General features: G+C 72.6%; 17 protein-coding genes and 1 pseudogene. 13 read left to right on the top strand and 5 right to left on the bottom strand.

The genetic code is table 11. The annotated features are described in order from the left end of the window. Window positions 1-5 precede the first annotated feature (5 nt). Both wecB and ABXS69_RS02670 read right to left on the bottom strand, forming a co-directional pair. On the bottom strand, window positions 6-1,073 hold the full coding sequence (gene wecB, locus ABXS69_RS02665) for a UDP-N-acetylglucosamine 2-epimerase (non-hydrolyzing) (protein WP_366181508.1): 1,068 nt from the start codon (window positions 1,071-1,073) through the stop codon (window positions 6-8). Window positions 1,074-1,153: 80 nt separating this feature from the next. Further along, entirely contained in the window at window positions 1,154-2,377 is a 1,224-nt protein-coding gene (locus ABXS69_RS02670; RefSeq protein WP_366181055.1) for a hypothetical protein, read from the bottom strand. 144 nt (window positions 2,378-2,521) lie between these two features. Here ABXS69_RS02670 and ABXS69_RS02675 point away from each other — a divergent pair, with 144 nt between their 5' ends. The 4 genes from ABXS69_RS02675 to ABXS69_RS02690 all read left to right on the top strand — a co-directional run bounded on the left by ABXS69_RS02675 (window position 2,522) and on the right by ABXS69_RS02690 (window position 10,254). After that, the gene (locus ABXS69_RS02675; protein WP_366181056.1) at window positions 2,522-3,844 is read left to right on the top strand and encodes a nucleotide sugar dehydrogenase; all 1,323 of its coding nucleotides are present in this window, start codon (window positions 2,522-2,524) and stop codon (window positions 3,842-3,844) included. Window positions 3,845-3,908: 64 nt separating this feature from the next. Then, window positions 3,909-5,894 carry a DUF6541 family protein gene (locus ABXS69_RS02680; protein WP_366181057.1) on the top strand — a complete coding sequence of 662 codons (1,986 nt, stop codon included), beginning with the start codon at window positions 3,909-3,911 and terminating at the stop codon, window positions 5,892-5,894. Between the two features lie 107 nt (window positions 5,895-6,001). Beyond that, on the top strand, window positions 6,002-8,101 hold the full coding sequence (locus tag ABXS69_RS02685) for a DUF6541 family protein (RefSeq protein ID WP_366181058.1): 2,100 nt from the start codon (window positions 6,002-6,004) through the stop codon (window positions 8,099-8,101). Next, complete coding sequence (locus ABXS69_RS02690; protein ID WP_366181059.1) at window positions 8,098-10,254, top strand: DUF6541 family protein; 2,157 nt, start codon at window positions 8,098-8,100, stop codon at window positions 10,252-10,254. The genes ABXS69_RS02685 and ABXS69_RS02690 overlap by 4 nt, the downstream gene beginning before the upstream one ends. Before the next feature lie 14 nt (window positions 10,255-10,268). On the opposite strand, the pseudogene ABXS69_RS02695 reads toward ABXS69_RS02690, so the two are convergent. After that, window positions 10,269-10,415: pseudogene (locus tag ABXS69_RS02695) on the bottom strand (dTDP-glucose 4,6-dehydratase); the annotation flags it as partial. A 68-nt stretch (window positions 10,416-10,483) separates the two neighbouring features. On the opposite strand from ABXS69_RS02695, the gene ABXS69_RS02700 reads away from it, so the two are divergent. From ABXS69_RS02700 to ABXS69_RS02710, 3 genes are read left to right on the top strand one after another with little or no spacing between them, the layout of a single operon-like run. Further along, window positions 10,484-10,756: a helix-turn-helix transcriptional regulator gene (locus ABXS69_RS02700; RefSeq protein WP_366181060.1), complete on the top strand. Its 273-nt coding sequence runs from the start codon at window positions 10,484-10,486 to the stop codon at window positions 10,754-10,756. After that, on the top strand, window positions 10,671-11,528 hold the full coding sequence (locus tag ABXS69_RS02705) for an ImmA/IrrE family metallo-endopeptidase (protein ID WP_366181061.1): 858 nt from the start codon (window positions 10,671-10,673) through the stop codon (window positions 11,526-11,528). The genes ABXS69_RS02700 and ABXS69_RS02705 overlap by 86 nt, the downstream gene beginning before the upstream one ends. Continuing rightward, complete coding sequence (locus tag ABXS69_RS02710; RefSeq protein ID WP_366181062.1) at window positions 11,525-12,103, top strand: hypothetical protein; 579 nt, start codon at window positions 11,525-11,527, stop codon at window positions 12,101-12,103. Before ABXS69_RS02705 ends, ABXS69_RS02710 begins: the two co-directional genes overlap by 4 nt. 205 nt (window positions 12,104-12,308) lie before the next feature. Here ABXS69_RS02710 and rfbB read toward each other — a convergent pair whose 3' ends face one another. Beyond that, window positions 12,309-13,304: a dTDP-glucose 4,6-dehydratase gene (gene rfbB, locus ABXS69_RS02715; protein WP_366181063.1), complete on the bottom strand. Its 996-nt coding sequence runs from the start codon at window positions 13,302-13,304 to the stop codon at window positions 12,309-12,311. A 273-nt stretch (window positions 13,305-13,577) separates the two neighbouring features. Here rfbB and ABXS69_RS02720 point away from each other — a divergent pair, with 273 nt between their 5' ends. The 6 genes from ABXS69_RS02720 (at window position 13,578) to ABXS69_RS02745 (ending at window position 21,031) form a co-directional block, all read left to right on the top strand. Further along, entirely contained in the window at window positions 13,578-15,533 is a 1,956-nt protein-coding gene (locus ABXS69_RS02720) for an N-acetylmuramoyl-L-alanine amidase (protein ID WP_366181064.1), read from the top strand. 128 nt (window positions 15,534-15,661) lie between these two features. Beyond that, window positions 15,662-16,495 carry an ABC transporter permease gene (locus tag ABXS69_RS02725; protein ID WP_366181065.1) on the top strand — a complete coding sequence of 278 codons (834 nt, stop codon included), beginning with the start codon at window positions 15,662-15,664 and terminating at the stop codon, window positions 16,493-16,495. Between the two features lies 1 nt (window position 16,496). Next, the gene (locus tag ABXS69_RS02730) at window positions 16,497-17,852 is read left to right on the top strand and encodes an ABC transporter ATP-binding protein (RefSeq protein WP_366181066.1); all 1,356 of its coding nucleotides are present in this window, start codon (window positions 16,497-16,499) and stop codon (window positions 17,850-17,852) included. After that, window positions 17,849-18,088 carry a methyltransferase gene (locus ABXS69_RS02735; RefSeq protein WP_366181067.1) on the top strand — a complete coding sequence of 80 codons (240 nt, stop codon included), beginning with the start codon at window positions 17,849-17,851 and terminating at the stop codon, window positions 18,086-18,088. Before ABXS69_RS02730 ends, ABXS69_RS02735 begins: the two co-directional genes overlap by 4 nt. Next, the gene (locus ABXS69_RS02740) at window positions 18,085-18,951 is read left to right on the top strand and encodes a rhamnan synthesis F family protein (RefSeq protein WP_366181068.1); all 867 of its coding nucleotides are present in this window, start codon (window positions 18,085-18,087) and stop codon (window positions 18,949-18,951) included. The genes ABXS69_RS02735 and ABXS69_RS02740 overlap by 4 nt, the downstream gene beginning before the upstream one ends. A gap of 16 nt (window positions 18,952-18,967) precedes the next feature. Beyond that, window positions 18,968-21,031 (top strand): glycoside hydrolase family 99-like domain-containing protein, encoded by a 2,064-nt coding sequence (locus ABXS69_RS02745; RefSeq protein ID WP_366181069.1) that lies wholly within the window; start codon window positions 18,968-18,970, stop codon window positions 21,029-21,031. A gap of 103 nt (window positions 21,032-21,134) precedes the next feature. Here the strand turns inward: ABXS69_RS02745 and ABXS69_RS02750 are convergent, their stop codons facing one another. Beyond that, window positions 21,135-22,052, bottom strand: a complete 918-nt coding sequence (locus ABXS69_RS02750) for a glycosyltransferase family 2 protein (protein ID WP_366181070.1) — start codon at window positions 22,050-22,052, stop codon at window positions 21,135-21,137. Between the last annotated feature and the right edge of the window lie 69 nt (window positions 22,053-22,121).

A 22,121-nucleotide genomic window follows, 5' to 3' on the forward strand; every position in this document is an offset into this window, starting at 1 on the left:
GCGGCTCAGGCCCGGGAGGCGAGCTCCGCGGCCACGTGCTCAGCGGTCCGCCCGTCCCCATAGGGGCGCGCATCCCGGGGCGCGGGCTCGGCGGGCATGGGGCGGCATGCCGCGCGCACGAGCCCCGGTCCGGGCTCGACCAGGGCGTTCCAGCCCAGCTCCACCGTCTCCACCCACTCGGTGACCGGGCGGACCGTCGTGCAGGGAACCCGCAGGAGGAACGCCTCCTTCTGCAGGCCGCCGGAGTCGGTGATGACGCCACGGGCCGCCAGCGCCGAGGCGATGAGCCCGGGGTAGGGCAGGGGCGGGTGGACCCTCAGGCCCCCGCGATCCGCCAGGGCGATCCCGTGCTCGGAGCACTTGGCCACGAGCCTTGGATGGGCCAGCAGGACCACCGGATGGCCCAGGCCCGCGAGCGAGTCGAGGATGGCTCCGAGTCGATCGGCGTCGTCCGTGTTCTCCGCGCGGTGGATGGTCGCCAGGGAGTACGAGCCCGGCTCCAGGCCCGTGCCGGCCACGACGGGCGAGGGCGATCCCGCGACTCTGTCGCGCACATCCAGGAGGACGTCGGTCATGACATCGCCGACCACCACGGTCCTGGCCGCCAGCCCCTCGTCGGCCAGGTGGCGCGCCCCCGCGGCTGTCGGGGTCAGCAGGAGGTCCGCGGCGTGGTCGGTGAGGACGCGGTTGATCTCCTCGGGCATGCGGCGGTCGAAGGAGCGCAGGCCCGCCTCCAGGTGCGCGACCGGCACATGGAGCTTGACGGCGGACAGGGCGCCGGCCAGCGTGGAGTTCGTGTCCCCGTATACCAGCACCCACTGCGGCGCGCGCGCCGTGATGACCTCGTCCATCGCCGCGAGCATCGCCCCGGTCTGCGCCCCATGCGTCCCCGAGCCGATGCCCAGCCGCTCATCGGGCTTCGAGATGCCCAGGTCGGAGAAGAAGACGTCGGAGAGGAGGGGGTCGTAGTGCTGGCCGGTGTGGACGATGACGTGATCGATGCCCGCGGCCCTGAAGGCCCGGTCGATCGGGGCGAGCTTGACGAACTGGGGCCGCGCCCCGACGACCGACATGACCCTGAGCGGGGGCCGCGATGGAGCCGCTCCCCTGGGAGCGGGGGAGTGCTGGGGGGTCTGGGGGGCGCTCGGGCGGCTCATCGCTGTGAGTCCTCCTGGGGGCCCGGCGACTGGGGGCCCGGCGCCGCCGCCGGTGATCCTGTCAGCTCCGAGACGATCGCGTGGATCGTCCCCTTGTCGCGCTCAAAGCTGAGCGCGCGCGCCGCCGCGTGCGAGGCGCGCTTGTAGCCGACCACGTCCTGGGTCGTGAGGGACATCAGCGTGGCCGTGATATCGGCGGGCTCATTCGTCCGGGAGTGGACGCCCAGCCCGTGCTCGTCCACGAGCCGCGCCATCTCCGCGGTGGGGCCCACCGCGATCGCCAGCCTCGCTTGGACGTAGTCGAAGATCTTGTTGGGCAGGGTCAGGCGCGCGTTCGTGTTGAAGGGCGGGATCCAGAAGACGCCGACGTCGTACCCGTTGAGCGCGCGCGGCAGATCGCCCGGGGGCACCGGGGCGGGGAAGGAGATCCGCTCGCAGCCGGCGGCGCGGGCCCGGAGCCGGTTGAGGTAGGCGCCTCCGTCGCCGCCGGGAACGAGGAACAGGTCGAGGGTGAAGCGGTCATCGCAGGCCCTGACGGCGTCGATCATCGCCTCGATGGCGCGCCCGGGCACGGCCCCGCCGGAGTGGACGAGCCGGATGCGGCCGCCGGGGGCCGGCTCGCTGGGGCTCAGCTCCGCGAAGGCCGCGGCGTTGCGCACCAGTCGCGGCGCGACGCCGTAGCGCCGCTCGTACAGGCCCGCGATCTCGCCGCCCACGGTGGTCACCGCCGCGCAGCGCGGGAGGTAGGCGCGGCAGATGTGGTCCATGAGAGGCGCGACCAGGAGCCGCCAGCTCGTCACGTGCGTGCGCTCCTCCGGGGCCCACTCGTGCATATCGGCCCACACCGGCGCGCCATCGGCGACGGCGAAGGCCGTGGGGATCGAGCGGGCGTCATTGGCCACCACCATGTCGAAGCGCCCCAGCCCGGCCTCGCGCACCAGTCGCAGGGCGGTCCTCGCGGCCGGCGCCGCCGTCTCACTCGCCCGCAGGCGGCGCAGCGCCAGGCGTGCCACGCCCAGGGGCGTCTGGGGGAGGGAGGGGGCCGAGTCGGGGACGCGAAGGTGCCGCGCCACATGGGGCGGCGTCGGGCCGTACCCCACGGAGGTCACCTCGCCGACCTCGCTCAGTGCCTGGATCTCCCGGAGCACGCGGGCGTCCCGATGGATCGGGGAGAACGACAGGACGAGGACGCGCGGAGGGGACGACGGGCGCTGGGGCACCTCGTCATCCTACGCGAGCCGGGATCACCCCGCTCAGGGGTGGTTCCCGGCCCGTTGTCCGACGTCGTGGGGCCGTCTGCCGGCAGTGGCGCGGGGAGGCCGTACCATACGGTGAGACCCGCCGCCCGGCCTGGAAGGACCATCATGCGCATCGCCGTCGTCGCCCTGGGGAAGATCGGGCTTCCCCTGGCCGCTCAGTACGCTGAGAAGGGCCACGAGGTCATCGGCGTCGACGTCAACCCCGCCACCGTCGAGGCCGTCAACGCCGGGCGCGAGCCCTTCCCCGGCGAGGCCCAGCTGGCGGCCAAGCTCGCCGCCCTGAGCCCGGCCACCGGCAACGGGGCCCTGAGGGCCACCACCGACTACGCCGAGGCCGTCCCCGGCGCCGAGGCGGTCGTGCTGGTCGTGCCGCTCCTCGTCGACGACGCCACCTGGGAGCCCGATTTCGCGCTCATGGACGCCGCCACCGCCTCGCTCGCCGAGCACCTGTGCCCCGGCACCCTCATCTCGTACGAGACCACCCTGCCCGTGGGCACCCTGCGCGGGCGCTGGAAGCCCATGATCGAGAGGATCTCCGGCCTCGTCGAGGGCGACGGCGAGCGCGGCTTCCACCTCGTCTTCTCCCCCGAGCGGGTGCTCACTGGCCGGGTGTTCGAGGACCTGCGGCGCTACCCCAAGCTCGTCGGCGGGCTCACCGAGGCCGGTACCCGCGCCGGAATCGCCTTCTACGAGCGGGTCCTCGACTTCGACGAGCGCGCCGACCTGCCGCGCCCCAACGGCGTGTGGGACATGGGCGCCGCCGAGGCCGCCGAGATGGCCAAGCTCGCCGAGACCACCTACCGGGACGTCAACATCGCCCTGGCCAACCAGTTCGCCGTCTACGCGGACAAGGCCGGCTTCGACGTCGACAGGGTCATCGAGGCCTGCAACTCCCAGCCCTACTCCCACATCCACCGCCCCGGCATCGCGGTGGGCGGGCACTGCATCCCCGTCTACCCACGCCTGTACCTGTCCACCGACCCCGACGCCTCCGTCGTGCGCGCCGCGCGGGCCTTCAACGCCACCATGCCCGAGTACGCCGTCACCCGCGCCGAGGAGGTCCTCGGGGACCTGGCGGGCCTGCGGGTCGCGGTGCTCGGCGCCTCCTACCGGGGCGGCGTCAAGGAGACCGCCTTCTCCGGGGCCTTCCCCACCGTGGAGGCGCTACGCGCTCGCGGCGCCATCGTGAGCGTCCACGACCCCATGCACTCCGACGACGAGCTCGCCGCCCTCGGGTGGGAGCCCTACCACCTGGGCGAGGAGACCGACGTCGCCATCGTCCAGGCCGACCACCCCGAGTACGCCGGGCTCACCCCCGCCGACCTGCCCGGCATCCGCCTCCTGCTCGACGGGCGGCGCGCCACCGACGCCGAGAAGTGGACGGGCACGCCCCGTCTGACCATCGGCGGGGGCCAGCGCCTGGGCTGAGGCCGGTGCCGTTCATGCGAGCCCGGGACAGGTCCGGGCATCAGGGTTGGCGGGGGAGGGGCGCGTGCTGACGCTCCTCCTCGGCGCGCTCTTCGGAGCGGCCGTCCTCCTGGCGCCCGGCTGGGCGGTCGCCCGGTCGGCCGGGGTCGGCAGGCTGCCCGCCTTCGCCCTCGCCCCGGCGGTCAGCGCCGCGATCATCTCCGCGGCGCAAATGCTCACCAGCGCCCTGTCGCTGCACTGGATGGTCTGGGGGCCGCCCGTCGTCATCGGCCTCATGGCGCTGCTCGGCCTCCCCGCGCGCGTGCTGCGGCGCAAGGGGTGGATTCGCATCGGCCCCACCCTGGCGGGCTCCACGAGGCTGCGGGCCGATGAGCTCGCCTGGCTGCTCGGCGGCGCCGTCGTGGCCGGGGCGGCGGCGATGGCGGCGGCGACGGCCGCGCCCAAGGCCTCCTGGCCGGCCCAGGCCTACGACGTCACCTTCCACGTCAACGCCATCACCGTCATGAGGGAGATCGGCGACGCCTCCCCCTTCGGCGGATTGTGGCCGATATATCAGGGCTACCGCGCCTTCTACCCCACGCTCTGGCACGCGATCGCCGTCTTCATCCCCGGCAGCGCCATCCAGGCCACCAACGCCCTGCTCCTGGGGTGCGCCGTCCTGGTGTGGCCGGCGGCTCTGACGGGCATGCTCACGGCGCTGCGCAGGACCCTCGGCGAGGGGTGGGCCAGGGCCACCGGCCTGACCGTCGCCCTGGCCTCGACCACCGTCGCGCTGCCGGTGCTCATGACCTCTCTGACGGTGTGGCCCTACGTCCTGTCCGTCATCGCCCTGCCCGGGGTCCTCGCCGTCCTGGGCACCGCGCTGCGCGATATCCTCGATCGCACCTGCACGCCCGGGACCAGCCTGGGCGTGCTCGTCGTCATCGGGGGCGGGACGGTGCTCGCCCACGGCGCGGGCGCCTTCAACGCGCTGGTGATCAGCCTCCCCTTCGTCGCCGCGGTGATGAGCCACGTCATCCGGCTGGGAGGGCGGGGGCGGCGCATCATGCTGCGCGTCCTCCCCCTGCTCACAGCGGCGGCCCTGCTCGGCGGGTGGGTGATGGGCGAGCAGGTGGTCTCGGTGCTCTCCTACGAGCGGCCCGCCGGGGGCTGGGGCGGGATCCTCGACGCGCTCAAGAGGATCATCCTCGACGCCCCGCAGTACGGCCTCGTGCCCCCCATCGCCTGGATCCCGGCCGGGGCGGTGCTCACCGCTCTCGCGCTCGTGGGCGCGTGGCAGGCGCGCCACGACCCCTCCCTCCGCCCCTGGGTCGCGCTGTGGCTCATGGCCACGGTGATCGTCCTGCTCACCTCGGGCCCCGCCTGGCCAGGGCGCCAGATCGGCTCGCCCTGGTACCTCCAGGAGGCGCGGATCATGCCATTGGTGACCATCCCCGCGATCCTCCTCGCCGCGCGTGGGATCAGCGGCCTGCCCGCCGTCGAGCGGGCGCTCCCGCCGCTAAGGCGCGGCGGGGCCCGGCTGCGGGGCGGCGCGCTCGCCGTCGTCGTACTGGTGGCCGTGGCCTGCCGAGTGCCGCTGCTGCACGACCTGGTCGCCTCGATCTGGGACCCGCGCCATATTCAGCACGGCACGCTGGCCACCGTCGATGAGCTCGTCCTGCTGGAGAGGTCGAGGGGCGTCCTCCCCGACGACGCGGTGGTCCTGGGCGCGCCCGCCCGGGGGGCGGGCTATGTGTGGCCCATGACCGGCATCCACGGGGTCTACATGTCCCGCAGCGAGCCCTACTACCCCTCGGACATGGGCAGCGTGGCCCTCCTGTGGCCCGGCTTCGGCATCGATGAGACGACGACGGCGCTGATCTGCTCGCGATTGGACAACCTGGGCGTGGAGTACTTCCTCACCCAGGAGGACCCGACGGCCGCCGGTGCCGACTACGGCGCCGCCACGGCGTGGTGGGACGCGTCGCTCATCCGCCCGCCCGCACGGGGGCTCGAGCTCGTCGACTCCGAGGGGGACGCCGCCCTGTGGCGCATCACCGGTTGCGGCTGACTCGCGATGGGCCCCGAGACCCGTGATCCGCGCCCCAGGCCCGCCCTCGGCGCCCCGGCCGTCTATGATCGGCGGGTTGATCCCCGGAGCGCGGTGAGGGAGGCCCAGTGGACTGGAATGCCATGGTCCTCCTCGCGGTCGCGCTCAGCGCGCTGATCGTCGTCCCGGGAGCCGTCCTGCTGCGCGCCCTGGGAGCGCTGCCGCTCGTCGCCCTGGCCGCCGGCCCCGCGATCACCCTCATGATCGTCGTGCTGGCGGGGATCGGGCTGGACTCCACCGGGATCGGGTGGGGGACCGGATCGCAGGGCGCTCTGGGCGCGGTGGTGCTCGCCTCCTCCCTGGCCGCCCGGGTCCTGCGCCGTCGGTTGGCCGCGCGCCCAGCGGCGCCCTCGCGCGATGAGTCCGCGGCCGGGATCGCCGCGGCGGCCGATGGGGCCCGCGGCGCCGACGACGAGCCCGACCACGCTCCCGCGATTCTCCGGGCCGTCGTCGGCCCCCGCCCCGCCCCGCCCCCCGGCGCGCCTAGGACCCCGCTCCTCGCCGTCGCCGCGATCCTGGCCGCCCTGCCCGCCGGACTCATCCACGCGCTCGCCCTGACCCGCCAGATGGGGGATCCGCGCGCCGCCCACCAGAACATGGACTCCGTGCTCCACATGAACCTCATCGAGGAGATCCACCGCACGGGCAACGCCTCCATCCTCACGGCCTCCCGGGCCATCAACGGGGCCATCTACCCCGACGGCTTCCACTCCATCGCCGTCGTCCTGCGCCCCTGGGCGAATTCATCGCAGATCCTCAACGCCTCCCTCCTCGCCGTCGGCGCGATCCTCCTGCCCATGACCACGGTGCTGCTCGCGCGCGCCATGGGCCTGCGCTGGTGGGCGGCCAGCCTCGCGGCCCTCCTGGGGAGCGCCACCATGTGGGTCCCGGCGTACATGGTGTTCTTCAACGCGCTCATGGCCGCCGCCCTGGCGACGGTCGCGCTCCTGGGGACCATCGCCGCCCTCCTGGCCCTACCGGGGCGTGGCCGCCGCCACCTGGTCGCGCTCGCGGCGCTGGGGGCCGCCTGCCTCGTCGGGGTCGGCGCCGCTCACCCCGGAGGGGCCCAGGCGCTGCTCATCATCGTGTGCGCGCTCGGCGCGGCCCGGCTCTCCCGCGCGGCCCTGACGGCGGCCAGGGCCGGCCGGAGGCGGGACGGCCTCCTGCTCCTCGCCTCGGCGCTGGCCTGCCTGGCGCCCATCGGGATCATGCCGCTCGTCCCCATGCTGCGGACGATGTCGGGGTTCCCCGGAGAGGGCCGCACCATCGCAATGACGGCCTCCATGAGCCTGTTCCTGGTGCCCCTGGAGGGGCAGGCCATGTCCGGCTGGCTGGGGGCGCTCGGCGCCCTGGCCGTGGCCGGGGCGGTCCTCCTGGCGCGCAGCGGGCGGTGGGCGCCGGTGACGGTGTGGGGGACGCTCGTGGCGCTCGCGCTGACGACGGCCTCGGCCAGCCCCGCCCTGGGCGCCCTCACAGGCGCCTGGTGGCGCGACCTCCTGCGCGTCCTGGCGATCCTCGTGCTCGTCGACGGGATCCTCGCCGCGGGCTGTCTCCAGGAGCTGGCCCTGCTGGCCCGTCGGGCGTGGCCCGCCCGGATGGGGCCATCGCTCTCCTACCGGGGCAGGATCCTGCGCGCGCCGCGCGCGGCCACCGCCCTCGCCGTCTGCGCGGCCCTGGGCATGAGCATCCCCGCCAGCCGCGCGGGCGCCGAGGCCTCGGAGAACTGGTCCTACTACGCCTACCAGTGGTTCACGCACCACGTGTGGCTCAACGCCGATGAGGCCGAGGAGCTCCAGGGCGAGGACCGGGAGGCCTTCGCCGGGACGGTGGTCTACGGGTCCCCGGAGACGGGCGCGACCTACGTCGCCGTCTTCACCGACGGCACCTCCTTCTACCGGCACTACGGCGCCCCCATCAACTGGCAGCAGCGGTACCTGGCGCGGAACTTCTCGAGGATCCGCGCCGATGCCCGGGTGTGCGGCATCATCAGGGCCCAGGGCGGCATCCCCATGTACTACGAGCAGCCGGATCTGCCCCCGGAGGCCTTCGCCCTCTACCCCGGCTTCCGCCAGGTCGACACATCGGAGGGCTTCGTGAGGGTGGCCGACATCGACGGCGCCCGGCTGTGGCGCATCACCGCCTGCGACCAGGAGGAATCGACTCCATGAGTGGCTCTCGGCGCCCCCGCCCCGCGGCGCGGATCGGACCCACCGCGATCCGCGTCGTCGTCCTGCCGCTGGCCGGGATCGCGGCGCTCGCGCTGATGATCCGGCTCGGCGGCGCCGTCGGCTCCTCGTGGGCGGCTGCCCCGCCGATCGCGGTGGCGGCCCTCGGCGGGCTCATCATCCCGGGCTGGTCGATCGCCCAGGCCTGGGGGCTGCGCGGAGTGACAGCGCTGGGGGCCGCGCCGACGCTCACCGCCGGGATCCTCGCCCTGGGGAGCACCATCGCCCAGCCGCTGGGGATCCCCTGGGACCGCGGCCACCTGCTCATCGGCCCCGTCGGCTGGCTGTGGGCCGCCTGCGTCGCCATGGGCGCGCTCGCCCGCGGTCCCCGGGAGCCCGGTCCCGTCGGCCCACCGGCCGGTCCGGCCCCCCTCGGCGCCCGGGGCCGACTCGCGCTGTGCGCGGGACTGGGGCTGGCCGCGCTCATGACCGCGGTGCCGGTGATCCGTTCGACCGGGGCGCTCGACTCCCCGATGCAGGCCTCGGACTCCATCTACCACCTGTCCGCCACCGCCTTCGTGCGCGTGACGGGGGACGCGAGCCCGCTCGGCGGCACCTGGCCGCTCTACGACGGTCAGCGCATCTACTACCCCATGGTTTGGCACGCCATCGCCGCGCTCCTGCCCGGCGGGGTCATCGAGGGCTCCAACACCCTCGTCGTGGTGCTCTCGTCGGCCATCTGGCCACTGAGCATGGCGGCCCTCCTGAGTGAGACCCTCAGGAGCGCGGGCACCGAGGAGGACCGGGGGGCGGGCGCGCTCCTGGGGCTGGGGACCGCCCTGTCCGGCTCCGTGGTCTCCGTCCTCCTCCTCCTCACCAGCGTGTGGCCCTACGCGCTGTCCGTGTGCCTCCTGCCCGGATGCCTCGCCCTGGTGACGCGCGCTTGCGCGAGCGGCGCCCTGGGCGGCCGATGGCGCGCGCGCGCCATCGCGCTGGCCGCCCTGGGCGCTCTCGGCGTCATCGGCGCGCACGGAGCGGCCGCCTTCAACCTCATCGTGCTGGCCGGGCCGCTGGTGGCGCGCGGCTTGTGGGGCCCGGTGCCCGCCGCCTGGCGCCTCGGCGGGCGGCGGAGAGGAGCCCTGATCGCTATCGCCGCCGCGGGCGGGCTCCTGGTGGCCGGGGCCGGCTGGCGGGTGCGCGGCTCGCTGGTGGACGTCTTCTCCTACCAGCGCCCACCCAGCAACCTCGCGGAGACCGTCTACGCGCTCACCACCGATCATCCCCTGCTGGCCCGCTTCTCCCCGTACGTCCCGGGCAACGCCCTGGTGCTCGCCCTGGCGCTCGTCGCCGTGGCCGGGGCGTGGCGGGGCGCCCGCGGGGGCGATGCCCGGCAGGCGCGCCTGTGGTCCATCGGCACCGGGGCGGCCGCGCTCATCCTGCTCCTCGCCGCGGGGCCCCAGTGGCCCCTGCGCGTCCTGGCCGGACCGTGGTACACCCAGCGGGCCCGCATCATCGTCCTCGTGACGATCGGGCTCCTCGTGCTCGCCACCCTCGGCGCCCGCGATCTCACCCGCGCGTGGGCCGCGCGCCCCGGATGGCGCGGGCGGTTGGGCGCCCACCCGCGCCGCGTCGCGCTGGCCGCGCTGGCGGCCTCGCTCGTCCTCGCCCCCGCGTGGAGGTGGGGCCTGAAGGCGGAGATCATGGAAGCGGTCCACGATCCGGGGCGCATCTCCTACGGCACGATGCTCTCCGACGCCGAGCTGGCGATGATCCGCCGCGCCCCCCAGGAGCTCGGCGCCGACGCGCTCGTCATAGGGAACCCGTCCAACGGGAGCGCCTACCTGTGGAGCGTGGCCGGCGTGCGCACGGTCTACCCCACGCGGCTCCTGCCGATCAGCCCGGAGCTGGAGTGGCTGGGGGAGCACCTCGACCAGCTCGGCTCCGACCCCGAGGTGTGCCGGATCCTCAATGAGCGCGGAGTGACGCACTACTACTCCGACGACGCCCGCCCCGATGGCGCCACCGGGGGCGGCCGCCAGCCGCTGTGGGGCTGGCGGATGGACCAGGTGCCCCACGAGTACCTGGAGGAGGTCGACTCCGCGCCGTCGGGCACCGGGTCCACGGCGACGCTCTGGCGCATCACCGCCTGCGGCTGAGGCCCGCCATCACCTCACTGGCCCTGGGCGGCGTACTTGGCCTCGACCTCCGCCTTGAGCGGGCGCCACCAGGCCTCGTTGTCGCGGTACCAGTCGATGGTGGCCGTCAGGCCGGAGCGGAAGTCCGTGAACCTGGGCGCCCAGCCCAGTTCCTCTACGACGTGCTCCAGGTGAGACGGGAGTCGTGCCACCCTTGAGCGACGGATGAGCGTGTGTGAAAATCGCACACATGGAGACGGTTAAGGACTTCGTCCAGCTCGGGGAGCAGATCCGGCGGATCCGCCAGGGCCGGGGCCTCGACCAAGGGCAGCTCGCCGCCCGGTGCGGTTTGGAGCGCACGGCCCTGTCCCGTGCGGAGTCCGGTGAGCGCAAGGTCTCGGCGCTCGAAGCTTGCGAGGATCGCCGAGGCGCTCGACGTGGACCTCATCGACCTCGTTGCGCGTCCCACGCCGGACGTCCGGGCGGCGCGCCGGCCGGTCGGGGAGGCGGCGACGCGAAATGAGCGTGAGGAGCTCCAGGCGGAGATCGACCTCGACCGCGCGTGGAGGGACCTGTGCCAGCTGCGGGAGGCGGGGATCGTCGAGCCGGTGCCGCTGCCCTTCGGCGGCTCTGGCCTTGCGTCCCGCGAGCAGGCCCGGGACCTGGCCCGTCGCGCGCGCGAGTACCTTGAGGCAGGCAACGAGCCCCTGGGTGACATGACCGATGTCGCCTCCCGACTGGGCTTGTGGGCCCGGACGACGTCGGCGCAGATCGACGGCAGGTCGCTGACCCCGGAGCCGGGTCTTGGTGTCGCGGTCGTCGGGGCCGACGTCGAGCCCGGTCGTCGGCGGACGACACTGGCCCATGAGATCGGCCACCACCTTGCAGGTGATGCCTACGAGGCCTCGGGCCACTACGTGGCGCCGCGCGAGGCGGAGGAGCTGGTCGACGCCTTCGCCGCCGAGCTCCTCCTTCCTGGCGCCGCGGTGCGCCGCGCCTGGGGCGAGAGCCCGTCGCGAGAGACGCTGGTGCGCCTGGCGGGCGAGTACAGGGTCTCGTGGTCCCTGCTCATGAGGGTCGCGCAGGGAGCGGGCCTCGACCTGGCGTCGATCGACACGACGACCACCCCTGTCGACGCGGACTTCTACCGCGTTCTCGGGGCTCGGCCCCAGGAGGACGTCGTACCGCCGGGCCTGCCGCGGGCGTGGATCCGGGCCTGCGCCCTGGCCGCAGAAGGTCGGCTCGTCACGCCCCGACGAGCGGCGGAGATGACGCTCGGTGTTCTGCCATCGTGAGTACTGACAAGAGCGCCTCGCCGAGTACGGCGATCCTCGTCTGGGACACGACGGGGCCGCTGCACGCGGCGAGGTGCGGGCATGTTGACTGGTTGCTCGATGCCGCGGGCTCGCAACGACGGCACGTGCTGCCTGCAGGAGTCGCCGAGGAGCTGGATCGCCTCGGGGTGAGAGACCTGGCGGGCCTCGATGTCGTTGACATCGAGGAGCTGGAGGGCCTGACGATCCTGGCCGATTGGCAGCAGCGCCTGGGTACGGCATCAGACGGCAGGGACGGGGGAGAGGCGTGGGTCGCCGCCCTGGCGCAGATGATGGGCGGTGTCGCCATCATCGACGACCGCCAGGCGCGTGCCGTCATCGAGCGGTACTCGGAGATCGCCGTGCACGGCGTGCTGTGGGCGATCTCGCGGGGCGTTGTCGAGGGGCGGGCTCCCGGCTCCCAGGCCTACAGCGGGCTGTGCGACCAGATGCTCGGCGCCCGTGAGCGCGCTGAGCCCGGCTGCCTGAGATGGCCTTTCGATATGGGCGGGTACTCCAGGTGGTTCGAGCGGAACAAGGCGGAGCTGCGCGGTTAGCGGTCGCGCTCCTGCCACGAGCGTGTTGCCAGGACCCTGTCGATCTCGTTCGCCGGCCCTTGATCTCGTCCCGTCCTGGTTGATCTCGCTCGCTTAAGGAACGAGATCAACCAGGACGGGACGAGGTCGACTGTGAGGCAACGAGATCGGGTTGCAGCCCTCGCTCACTGGCCCCGGGCGGCCTTGCCTTACTGGGTGGCGTGCCTCACTGGCCCTGGGCGGCGTACTTGGCCTCGACCTCCGCCTTGAGCGGGCGCCACCAGGCCTCGTTGTCGCGGTACCAGTCGATGGTGGCCGTCAGGCCGGAGCGGAAGTCCGTGAACCTGGGCGCCCAGCCGAGCTCGGCCACCAGCTTGGTGTTGTCGATGGCGTAGCGCATGTCGTGGCCGGGACGGTCGTTGACGTGCTCGTAGTCGCCCGGGTCGAAGCCCATCAGCTCCAGGATCAGCTCGACGACCTCCTTGTTGCTCTTCTCGCCGTCGGCGCCGATGAGGTAGGTCTCGCCGATGCGGCCCTTCTCCACGATGTCCCACACGGCGTCGTTGTGGTCCAGGACGTGGATCCAGTCGCGCACGTTCTCGCCAGCGCCGTAGAGCTTGGGGCGCACGCCGTCGATGAGGTTGGTGATCTGGCGGGGGATGAACTTCTCGATGTGCTGGTACGGCCCGTAGTTGTTCGAGCAGTTGGAGATCGTGGCCTCGATGCCGAAGGAGCGCACCCAGGCGCGCACGAGAAGATCCGAGCCCGCCTTCGATGATGAGTACGGCGAGGAGGGGTTGTAGGGCGTCTCCGGGGTGAACTTGGCTGGGTCGTCGAGCTCCAGGTCCCCGTAGACCTCATCGGTGGAGACGTGGTGGAAGCGCGTCCCGTGGCGGCGCACCGCCTCCAGGAGGGTGAAGGTGCCCACCAGGTTGGTGCGGATGAAGGGGGAGGGGTCGTTGAGGGAGTTGTCGTTGTGCGACTCCGCGGCGAAGTGGACGACGACGTCGGCGTCCGCCACCAGCGGGTCCACCGTGTCCATGTCGGCGATGTCGCCGACGACGAGCTCGACGCGGTCCGACACGTCCGCCAGGGAGCCCTTGTTCCCCGCGTAGGTGAGCTTGTCGAGGACGACGACGCGCGCGTCGGGGTACCGCGAGAGTGTCTGGTGGGCGAAGTTGGCGCCGATGAAGCCGGCGCCACCGGTGATGAGAACGTTCATGAGGGACTCCGTGGTCGACACTGCTCGGCCAGCAGGCATGGGATATGCGATGCCGTGAAAACGCCGAATTCTTCCGCCCGCCATCATGCCACAGGCCCCGAGCGCGGCGGGCCGGCGGGCGACGGGGAGCATTGCATTTCGGTGAGCATCGCCGGGCTCGCGGTGAAGAGGGGCGCTGGGGCGGGTAGGGTGTCAAACTGATCCCAATAGTCTCATCCGCCCCAATCGTCACATTGATGCCATCGCGCTGGTGGCGCAACACGAGAGGACCCTATGCTCAGCCGCCGATCCTTCGGGATGATGTCCACCCTGCCCCTGATCGTCCTGGCAGGCGAGTCCGCCGCTTCCACGGCGCCCGCCGCGTCAGCGGCGGCCCTGGCCCGGCCGCTCGCCCCTCCCCCCGACGGCGCTCCCGCGAGGGTGCTGGAGCTGACCTCGGGGGACGGCGCCCTCACCTCCGTGGCCCAGGCGGGCCTCAAGGCCTCGCCGCCCGCCGCCCCCGGCCCGGCCGGCACCTCGCCCGCCGCCTCCGGCACCGGTGTCGGAACGGCCCGCTTCCCCCTGGCCACGGCGGATCCCTCCTCCGGCATCGACCCCGAGCGCGACGCCGCCCTCCTGACTGAGCCGCTCGCCGTCGATGGCTTCGTGGTGGCCGGCTTCACCTGGAACGGCGGCGGTCTCCCCGACGGCATGAGCGCCTACCTGCGCGTGCGCGAGGGCGGCGAGTGGTCCACGTGGCACCTCCTCGAGGTCGAGAGCGCCGGGGGGCGCGACTCGGGCCCCGCCCGACCCGCCGGCACCGAGCCCTTCGTCACCGGTGGCGCCGACGCCGTCCAGGCCGCCCTCATCATCGACGACGCCCGATCCGTCCCCGCGGGCCTGCGCCTCCACCTCGTCCCCGACGCCCCCAGCGGCTCGGAGGAGGCCATTGAGGCCTCCGCGCTCGAGTCCGTCACCGCGCCCGCCACGCCCGTGGACCGGGCCGCCACCGCCCGCCAGGCCGCAGCCGCCGGGACCATTGAGGCCCCCGCTCCCGCGAGCGCCGGCGCCGGCGCCGCCGGGGCGGGGGCCGCGCTCGCGGGCGTCGCCGGGGCGGTCGCCGTCCCCGGCCTGCCCTTCGCCGTCACCCCGCGCTCGGCCTGGGGCGCCTCCTCCACCTCCGACTGGGACGTCGAGCACGCGAGCGCGAAGCACGTCATCGTCCACCACACCGCGGGGACGAACAACTACACCGCCGCCCAGTCCAGGGGCATCATCCAGGGCATCTACCACTACCACTCGGTGACCCTGGACTGGGGGGACATCGGCTACAACTTCCTCGTCGACAAGTACGGCACTGTCTACGAGGGCCGCCTGGGCACCCTCGACTCCGCGCCCGGGACGATGTCCGTGGGCGGCCACGCCTACGGCGCCAACACCGGGACGATGGGCATCTCCATGATGGGCGACTACTCGGCCGTGGCCCCCACGCAGGCCCAGCTCGACCGCGTCGGCAGGCTCGCCGGATGGTTCCTCGCCCGTGGCGGGGTGACGGACGCGGGCGGTCGGGCGGACTTCACCATCCGCTCCTCCGAGAAGTACGCCGCCGGGCAGGTCGTCTCCCTGCCTCGCATCCTCGCCCACCGCGACGTCGGCCACACCGCGTGCCCGGGCGATGTCGGCTACTCCCGAATGGACCAGATCCGCTCCATCGCCGCCACCCAGATGGACGGCGCCACCGTCCCCGGGCCCGGGTGGGTGCGGTCCGGGAGCGCCTGGTACTACTACACCGACGACCTGGAGCTCTTCACCGGCTGGCTCGAGCAGGGCTCCGCCTGGTACTACCTCTCGCCCGGCTCCGGCCGCATGGCCACCGGCTGGCTGTGGGACGGCGGTGCCTGGTACTACCTCGACCCCTCCAGCGGGGCCATGGACACCGGCTGGCAGAAGGTCGGCGGCCGCTGGTACTACCTGCACCCCACCGGCGCCATGCTCACCGGCTGGCTGTGGGACGGCGGTGCCTGGTACTACCTCGACCCCTCCAGCGGGGCCATGGCCACCGGCTGGCGGGAGGTCGACGGCGGCTGGTACTACCTGGCGGAGGACTGGGGAGGCATGGCTACGGGCTGGCACCGCATCGGCTCCCACTGGTACTACCTGAGCCCCGATACCGGGCGCATGGTCACCGGCGCGCGCGGCATCGGCGGGAGGACCTACGCCTTCGCCCCCTCCGGCGCCTGGATCGCCTGACCGCGCCGACCGTAGCCGGACGCACGGGCCGGGTGGCCCGCGCGGCGTCGGCCCTGGTCTAGACTGGGGCTTCGAGTCGCCATCTCCCAGGGCGGCGGATTCGCACCCGGACCCGGATGAGTGAGGCCATGGCGGAGCATATCGACGTGAGGTCGCCCCTGACCCTCGGCCAGCAGGCGAGCCTCATCAACGCCTTCGGGCAGAGGGACCTCAAGGCCAAGTTCAACGGCACGCTGCTGGGATGGGTCTGGTCCCTCGTGGTCCCCCTGGCCACCCTGGGTATCTACGCCGTCATCTTCGGCGGCCTGTTCCAGATGCGGCCCCCCGCCGTCGAGGACCGCACGGGCGGCATCGCGCTGTTCGCGCTCTGGCTCTTCGCCGGCCTGACCATCTGGGGCTACTTCCAGAACTCGATCAACGCGGGCATCAACGGGCTCCTGTCCTCCGGCGGGCTGCTCCAGAAGGTCTACTTCCCCGCCTACGCCCCCGTGCTCGGGGCCGGGATGGCCGTCGGCATCCAGAGCGCCATCGAGGCGGGGCTGCTCCTCGTGGTCCTGGCCCTCATCGGATTCCTGGCCTGGTCCTGGCTGCTGATCCCGCTGCTCGTCGCGCTCGTCGTCGTCTTCGTCCAGGCGATCTCCGTCATCCTGGCCATCGGCAACGTCTACATGCGGGACCTGGCCCAGCTGGTCGGCGTCGTCCTCCAGCTCATGTTCTACGCCACCCCCATCATCTACAACGCGGACCTCGTCCCGGAGCACCACTGGGGCGTCCCCCTGCGGTCCCTCATCACGCACATGCCGATCGCCGAGTTCATCGGGCTCTTCCGGGACCTCGCCTACCTCGGCCATGCCGGGCCCCTGACGCACTGGGTCGCCTGCCTGGGGTGGGCGCTGCTGGCATACCTCGCGGCCCGCGTCGTGATCAGGAAGTGGGGCGCCGACCTGGGGGAGATGATCTGAGATGAGCGCTGAGATGATCGGGGCGGCCTCCGCGCCCACCGCTCCCGAGGACCCCGGGCCCGAGGACTACGCCATCGTCGTCGACCACGTCTCGAAGAGCTTCGAGATGCAGGCCGACCGCCGCTCCACCTTCAAGGAGCGCTTCGTGCGCGGGCGCGCCACCTCCGAGCAGCGCGTCTTCCACGCCCTGGACGACGTCTCCTTCAAGATCCGCAAGGGGACCACCTTCGGGCTCGTCGGCCACAACGGCTCGGGCAAGTCCACGATGCTCAAGCTCCTGGCCGGCGTCTACCGCCCCACGAGCGGCACCGTCACCGTCTCGGACAGCGTCGACGCCCTCCTCGAGCTCGGCGCCGGCTTCCACGGCGAGCTCACGGGGCGTGAGAACATCTTCCTCAACGGGGCCATCCTGGGGCGCAGCCGCAAGCAGATCGAGTCCACCATCGACTGGATCATCGACTTCGCCGACATCGGCGCCTTCATCGATCAGCCCGTCAAGGTCTACTCCTCGGGCATGACCGTGCGCCTGGGCTTCGCCGTCGCCGTGGCGATCCGGCCCAAGATCCTCATCGTCGACGAGATCATCGCCGTGGGTGACGAGGAGTTCCAGCGCAAGTGCTTCGAGTACATGCGCGACCTGCGCGACCACGGCACCACCATCGCCCTGGTCACCCACTCGCTGTCCCTGGCCAAGGAGATGTGCGACGAGGTCGTCTGGCTCGACCACGGCCGCGTCAAGATGATCGGCCCCGCCGACGAGGGCGTCTCGGCCTACATCGCTGCCGTCAACGCCAAGGAGGCGGACAAGCGCGCCGCCGAGCAGACCGAGGACGAGCGGGAGGCGGACAAGGACTTCCGGCTCAACCAGGGCTCGGGGGAGTGCCGCATGACCGGCGTCGAGATCTTCGACGGCGAGGGCAGGAAGGTCCCCTTCCTCACCACCGGGAGGCCCGCCACCCTGCGCGTCCACGTCCACGCCCGCAAGGACCTGCGCGACGTCGAGCTCGGCCTGGCCTTCATCACCGACGGCGGGGTCATGATCTCCGGTCCCAACTCCCGCCACGCCGGGCGCCTCTACGACCTGCGCGCGGGCGAGGACGGCTTCGTCGACTACGCGATGGACCCCGTCGTCCTCCATCCCGGCCGCCTGTGGCTGACCACCTGCTTCCTGCGCGACGGCGCCACCTACGATTACTCCGACCGCCAGACCGAGCTCCTCATCCACGAGGGCAGGGTCATTGACGAGCCGGGCCTGATCACCATGCCCGAGGGGCGCTGGAGCCCCGCCCTGAGCGTCGAGGCCACGGGGGCGCCCCGGGCCGAGCAGCCCGAGCCCTTGAACGAGGAGGACCGATGACCGCCAGTCAGGACGACGAGATCCGCCGCCTGCGGGCCGCCCTGCGCCACGCGCACGCCGAGGCCGGGGAGCTCCACGCCGAGATCCAGCGCCTGGAGAAGGAGCAGCGCGTCATGCAGCGCAAGCTCGACGGAGCCTGGGAGCAGCTCAGCGACATCCGCCACTCCACCTCCTGGCACCTCACCGCGCCGGTCAGGCTCGTCAAGTCGGCCGTCCGCATGAGGCTGCCCCGGTGAGCCGCCTCCTGGGGCGGCTCCAGCGCGCCCAGCGCGGCCAGGCCCTCCACGAGGGCCCGCGCGTCGTCGACGTCACCCGGGGCCGGATCCGCGTCGAGCGCGGCGAGCGGGGCGCCGTCGACGCCGCCGAGCGCGTCGCCATCGTCGCCCAGTACTCCGCCGCCCCGGACCAGCCGCTCTCCCTGAGCCGCTACCTGGCCGCCCTGGACGCCTCCGGCTACGCCACCGTCGTGGTGTCGACCTGCGAGAGCCCCGAGCCCCTCGAGTTCCCGCACGGCATCCCCGAGCGGACCATCATCATCCGCCGCCCCAACCTCGGCTACGACTTCGGCTCCTGGACCACCGGGCTGGGCTGGATCCCGGGCGTGCGCTCCAAGCCCGTCGTCCTGCTGACCAACGACTCCATGCTCGGGCCCTTCGCCCCCATCGACAGCCTCCTGGAGTGGGCGGCCGAGCCCCCGGGCCCCGACATCCGCAGCCTGACGACCTCCCACCAGTTCGGCAGGCACATGCAGAGCTACTTCCTGTCCTTCCGGGGAGGGATCCTCGCCGATCCCGCCTGGGTGCGCTTCTTCGACGGCGTCCGCGTCCAGCCGACCAAGGAGGACGTCGTCATGGCCTATGAGCTGGGCCTGTCCAGGCTGGCCTTCTCCGAGGCCTACTCCATCGACGAGTGGGTGACCGGGCCCGATATCGGGGCCGGCTATGAGAACCCCACGATCCGCGCCTGGCAGGGGATCATCACCTCGGGCGCCCCCTTCCTCAAGCGCACGATCCTGACCCATCCGGACCTGACCGCTGAGGCGGCCGCCAGCGCCGAGTACCTGCAGCGCCTGTACAACATCGACATCCACCAGTGGTGAGCAAGAGGCACGAGACATGACCCGCATCTCCAAGCACGGCGCCGCCCGCCGCGCCACCTACTTCGCGGCCCGCGGACGCAACGCCGCCGCCAACCTCATCGCCACCGGCTCGGTGCGCGGCTACCGGCCCAAGCACCCCGCGGACTTCGCCGCCTTCGTCGACCGCCTCGGCGGGCGCCAGGACTCCGGCTTCCCGGACAAGTGGCGCGTGGACCCCGCCTTCCGCGTCGAGTCGCCGGCGCGCATCGCCGTCGTCATCCACTGCTTCTACCCCGAGCTCATGGACGAGCTCTTCGAGCGCCTGCGCCTCATGCCGGTCGACTTCGACCTGTTCATCACCAACGCCTCCGGCAAGGGGATCCAGGTCCCGGACGACCTGGCCCACCTGGGGGCCAGCGTCGTCGTCGAGGTGGACAACCACGGCCGTGACATCCTGCCGACCGTCAACCTGGTCAACTCCGGGATCCTCGACCCCTACGACCTCATCCTCAAGATGCACACCAAGCGCAGCCCCTGGCGCGAGGAGCACGCCGAGCTCGCCGGCAGCGGCGAGACCTGGAAGCAGCAGTTCCTGGACGACCTTGCGGGCTCGCGGGAGACGATCGAGGGCATCCTCGCCGCCTTCGCCGCCGATCCCGCCCTGGGCGTGCTCACCGCCACCGACTCCATCGTCGGCAAGCAGTTCTGGGGAGGGGACCAGCGCATCGTCGAGCAGCTCCTGCGCCGCCTCGAGCTCAGGATCGATCCTGACGAGCTCGAGTTCGCCTCCGGCTCCATGTACTGGTGCCGCGGCCTGGTGCTCCAGGGCCTGCGCGCCCTCAACCTCCAGGCAGCCGACTTCGACCCCGAGGCCGGCCAGGTGGACGGCACCACCGCGCACGCCGTCGAGAGGATCGTCGGCATCGTCACCAAGGAGGCCGGGCTGCGCACCGTGGAGCCCGAGTCGATCCAGGAGCTCCTCGCCGCCCCGGGCACCGACCGGCAGGGCTGGCGCCGCTTCGGCCGCGACGCCGAGCGCGTCCCGGCCGCCACCGTCATCCCCTTCTACCTGCCCCAGTTCCACGACTCCCCGCAGAACAACGTGTGGTGGGGCAAGGGCTTCACCGAGTGGTCCAACGTCGTGGGCGCCGTGCCCGCGTGGCGGGGCCACTACCAGCCCAAGCAGCCCACGGAGCTGGGCTACTACGACCTGGAGATGAACTCCGTGCGCGCCGCCCAGGCCGAGTTGGCCAGCGCCCACGGCCTGGCCGGCTTCATGTACTACTACTACTGGTTCTCCGGCGAGCGGATCCTCAACCGCCCCATCGAGAAGCTGCGGGCTTCGGACCTCGACTTCCCGTACTGCATCATGTGGGCCAACGAGAACTGGACGCGCCGCTGGGATGGCCGCAGTCAGGACGTCCTCATCGGCCAGGACTACGACAAGGTCCCCGCCGAGGACTTCATCGACGACGTCATGGAGTTCCTCCTGGACCCCCGCTACATGCGCGTGAACGGCAAGGCGCTCATCGCCGTCTACCGACCCGCCCAGATGGAGAACTTCCCGCAGGTCGTGGCCGCCTGGCGCGAGCGCGCCCGGGCGGCGGGCGTCGGCGAGCTCCACGTCATCGCCGTGTCCGTGGCCAAGGAGTTCGACGGCGTCGGCGAGGACTACCACGCCAATGGGCTCGACGGCACCCTGGAGTTCGCCCCCCACAACCTGCCGTGGATCGCGGGCCCGGCCCTCGACGTCGGCCTGGACAAGCGCTGGCGCGGCAACTTCATGAGCTATCAGGCCACCCTCAAGGCCTCCTTGCGCAACGCGGTTCGCCTGACCGAGCACGAGTACCCCGGCGCCATGGTCACCTTCGACAACACCGCCCGCCGCCAGTGGAAGGCGGATGCCTGGTACGGCTCGAACCCCTACAGCTTCCACCGCTGGGTGGCGGGTCTCATCAGGGCCGTCGCCGGGCGCGAGGAGGCCGACCGCCTCGTGTTCATCAACGCCTGGAACGAGTGGGCCGAGTCGGCCGTCCTGGAGCCCACCACGCGCTACGGGCGGACCTACCTCCTCGCCCTGCGCCAGGCGATCTGGAGCTGAGGGGCCCCGCCGGCGCGCCGGACCGGTCTCGGTGCTGTTTTCGACCGGTCTCGGTGCTGTTTTCGACCGGTCTCGGTGCTGTTTTCGACCGGTCTCGCGGGGATCAGCGATCAGGGTGGCGGGAGGCGTAGGGGCCCAGGCGCCCGCGCAGGCCGTCGGCCAGGCCCCGGCGCAGCATCCGGCGGCGCTCGGGGCGCCGATCCCGCAGGGCGGCGTTGAACAGCGCGTACTTCGCCGCCCAGTAGGAGTAGCGGATGCGCCAGCGTGCCGGCAGCGGCGAGTCGCGGCCCACCAGCGCGAGCGTGTTGCGCAGGATGTAGTAGTTGCGAATCGGGGCGTGCACGTGGATCGGCTGCTCCCGCCCCGGCAGGCGAACCACCTCGTCGCCCAGCGAGTGGGTGAGCCGGGCCGCCGGCACCGCGACGAGCCGCCATCCCGCGCTCCGGGCCCGCACCCCCCACTCCAGGTCCACATGGTCGATGAAGAGGTCCTCGCGCATCGGCCCGATCTCCTCCAGCGCGCTGATGCGCACCAGGCAGCCCGAGGCGATGAGGAAGGCGGCCTCCAGCCTCGGCCGGGACAGCTCGGCCTTGGTGGCGCGCTTGGGGCTCCAGCCCCGGTCGACGTAGACGAGCTCATCGGCGCCCTCGCGCTCCTCGGCCGGCAGCGGCCCGACGGCGGCGATCCGCGCGTCCTCCTCGATCGCCTCGAGCAGCTGGGCCACCATGGTGGGCGAGGGGATCGAGTCCTGGTCCGACAGCAGCGCGTACCGGGCGCCCCTGGCCCGCGCGGCCGCGATGCCCCGGTTCTGCGCGGCGGCGATCCCCAGGTTCTCACCCAGCTCGATGAGCCTGGCACCATGGGCCGCGCAGGCCTCGCGCGCCCGCTCCAGCCCGGGAGCGGCGGATCCGTTGTCCACCACGAGGACGGCGTCGCACTGGGGGGCGAGCGCCTCCAGGAGGCCGCCCAGGGGCCCCGGCTCGTAGGTGACGACGACGGCGACGACCGCGGCGCTGCTCATGGGGCTGATCCCGGGGTTGTTCATGGGCTCTCCCAAGACGGCCCGCGTGGCGCGGGGGTGGACCTGGCG

It is taken from the genome of Actinomyces timonensis, from assembly GCF_040702965.1.
GTDB classification, from domain to species: Bacteria; Actinomycetota; Actinomycetes; order Actinomycetales; family Actinomycetaceae; genus Actinomyces; species Actinomyces timonensis_A.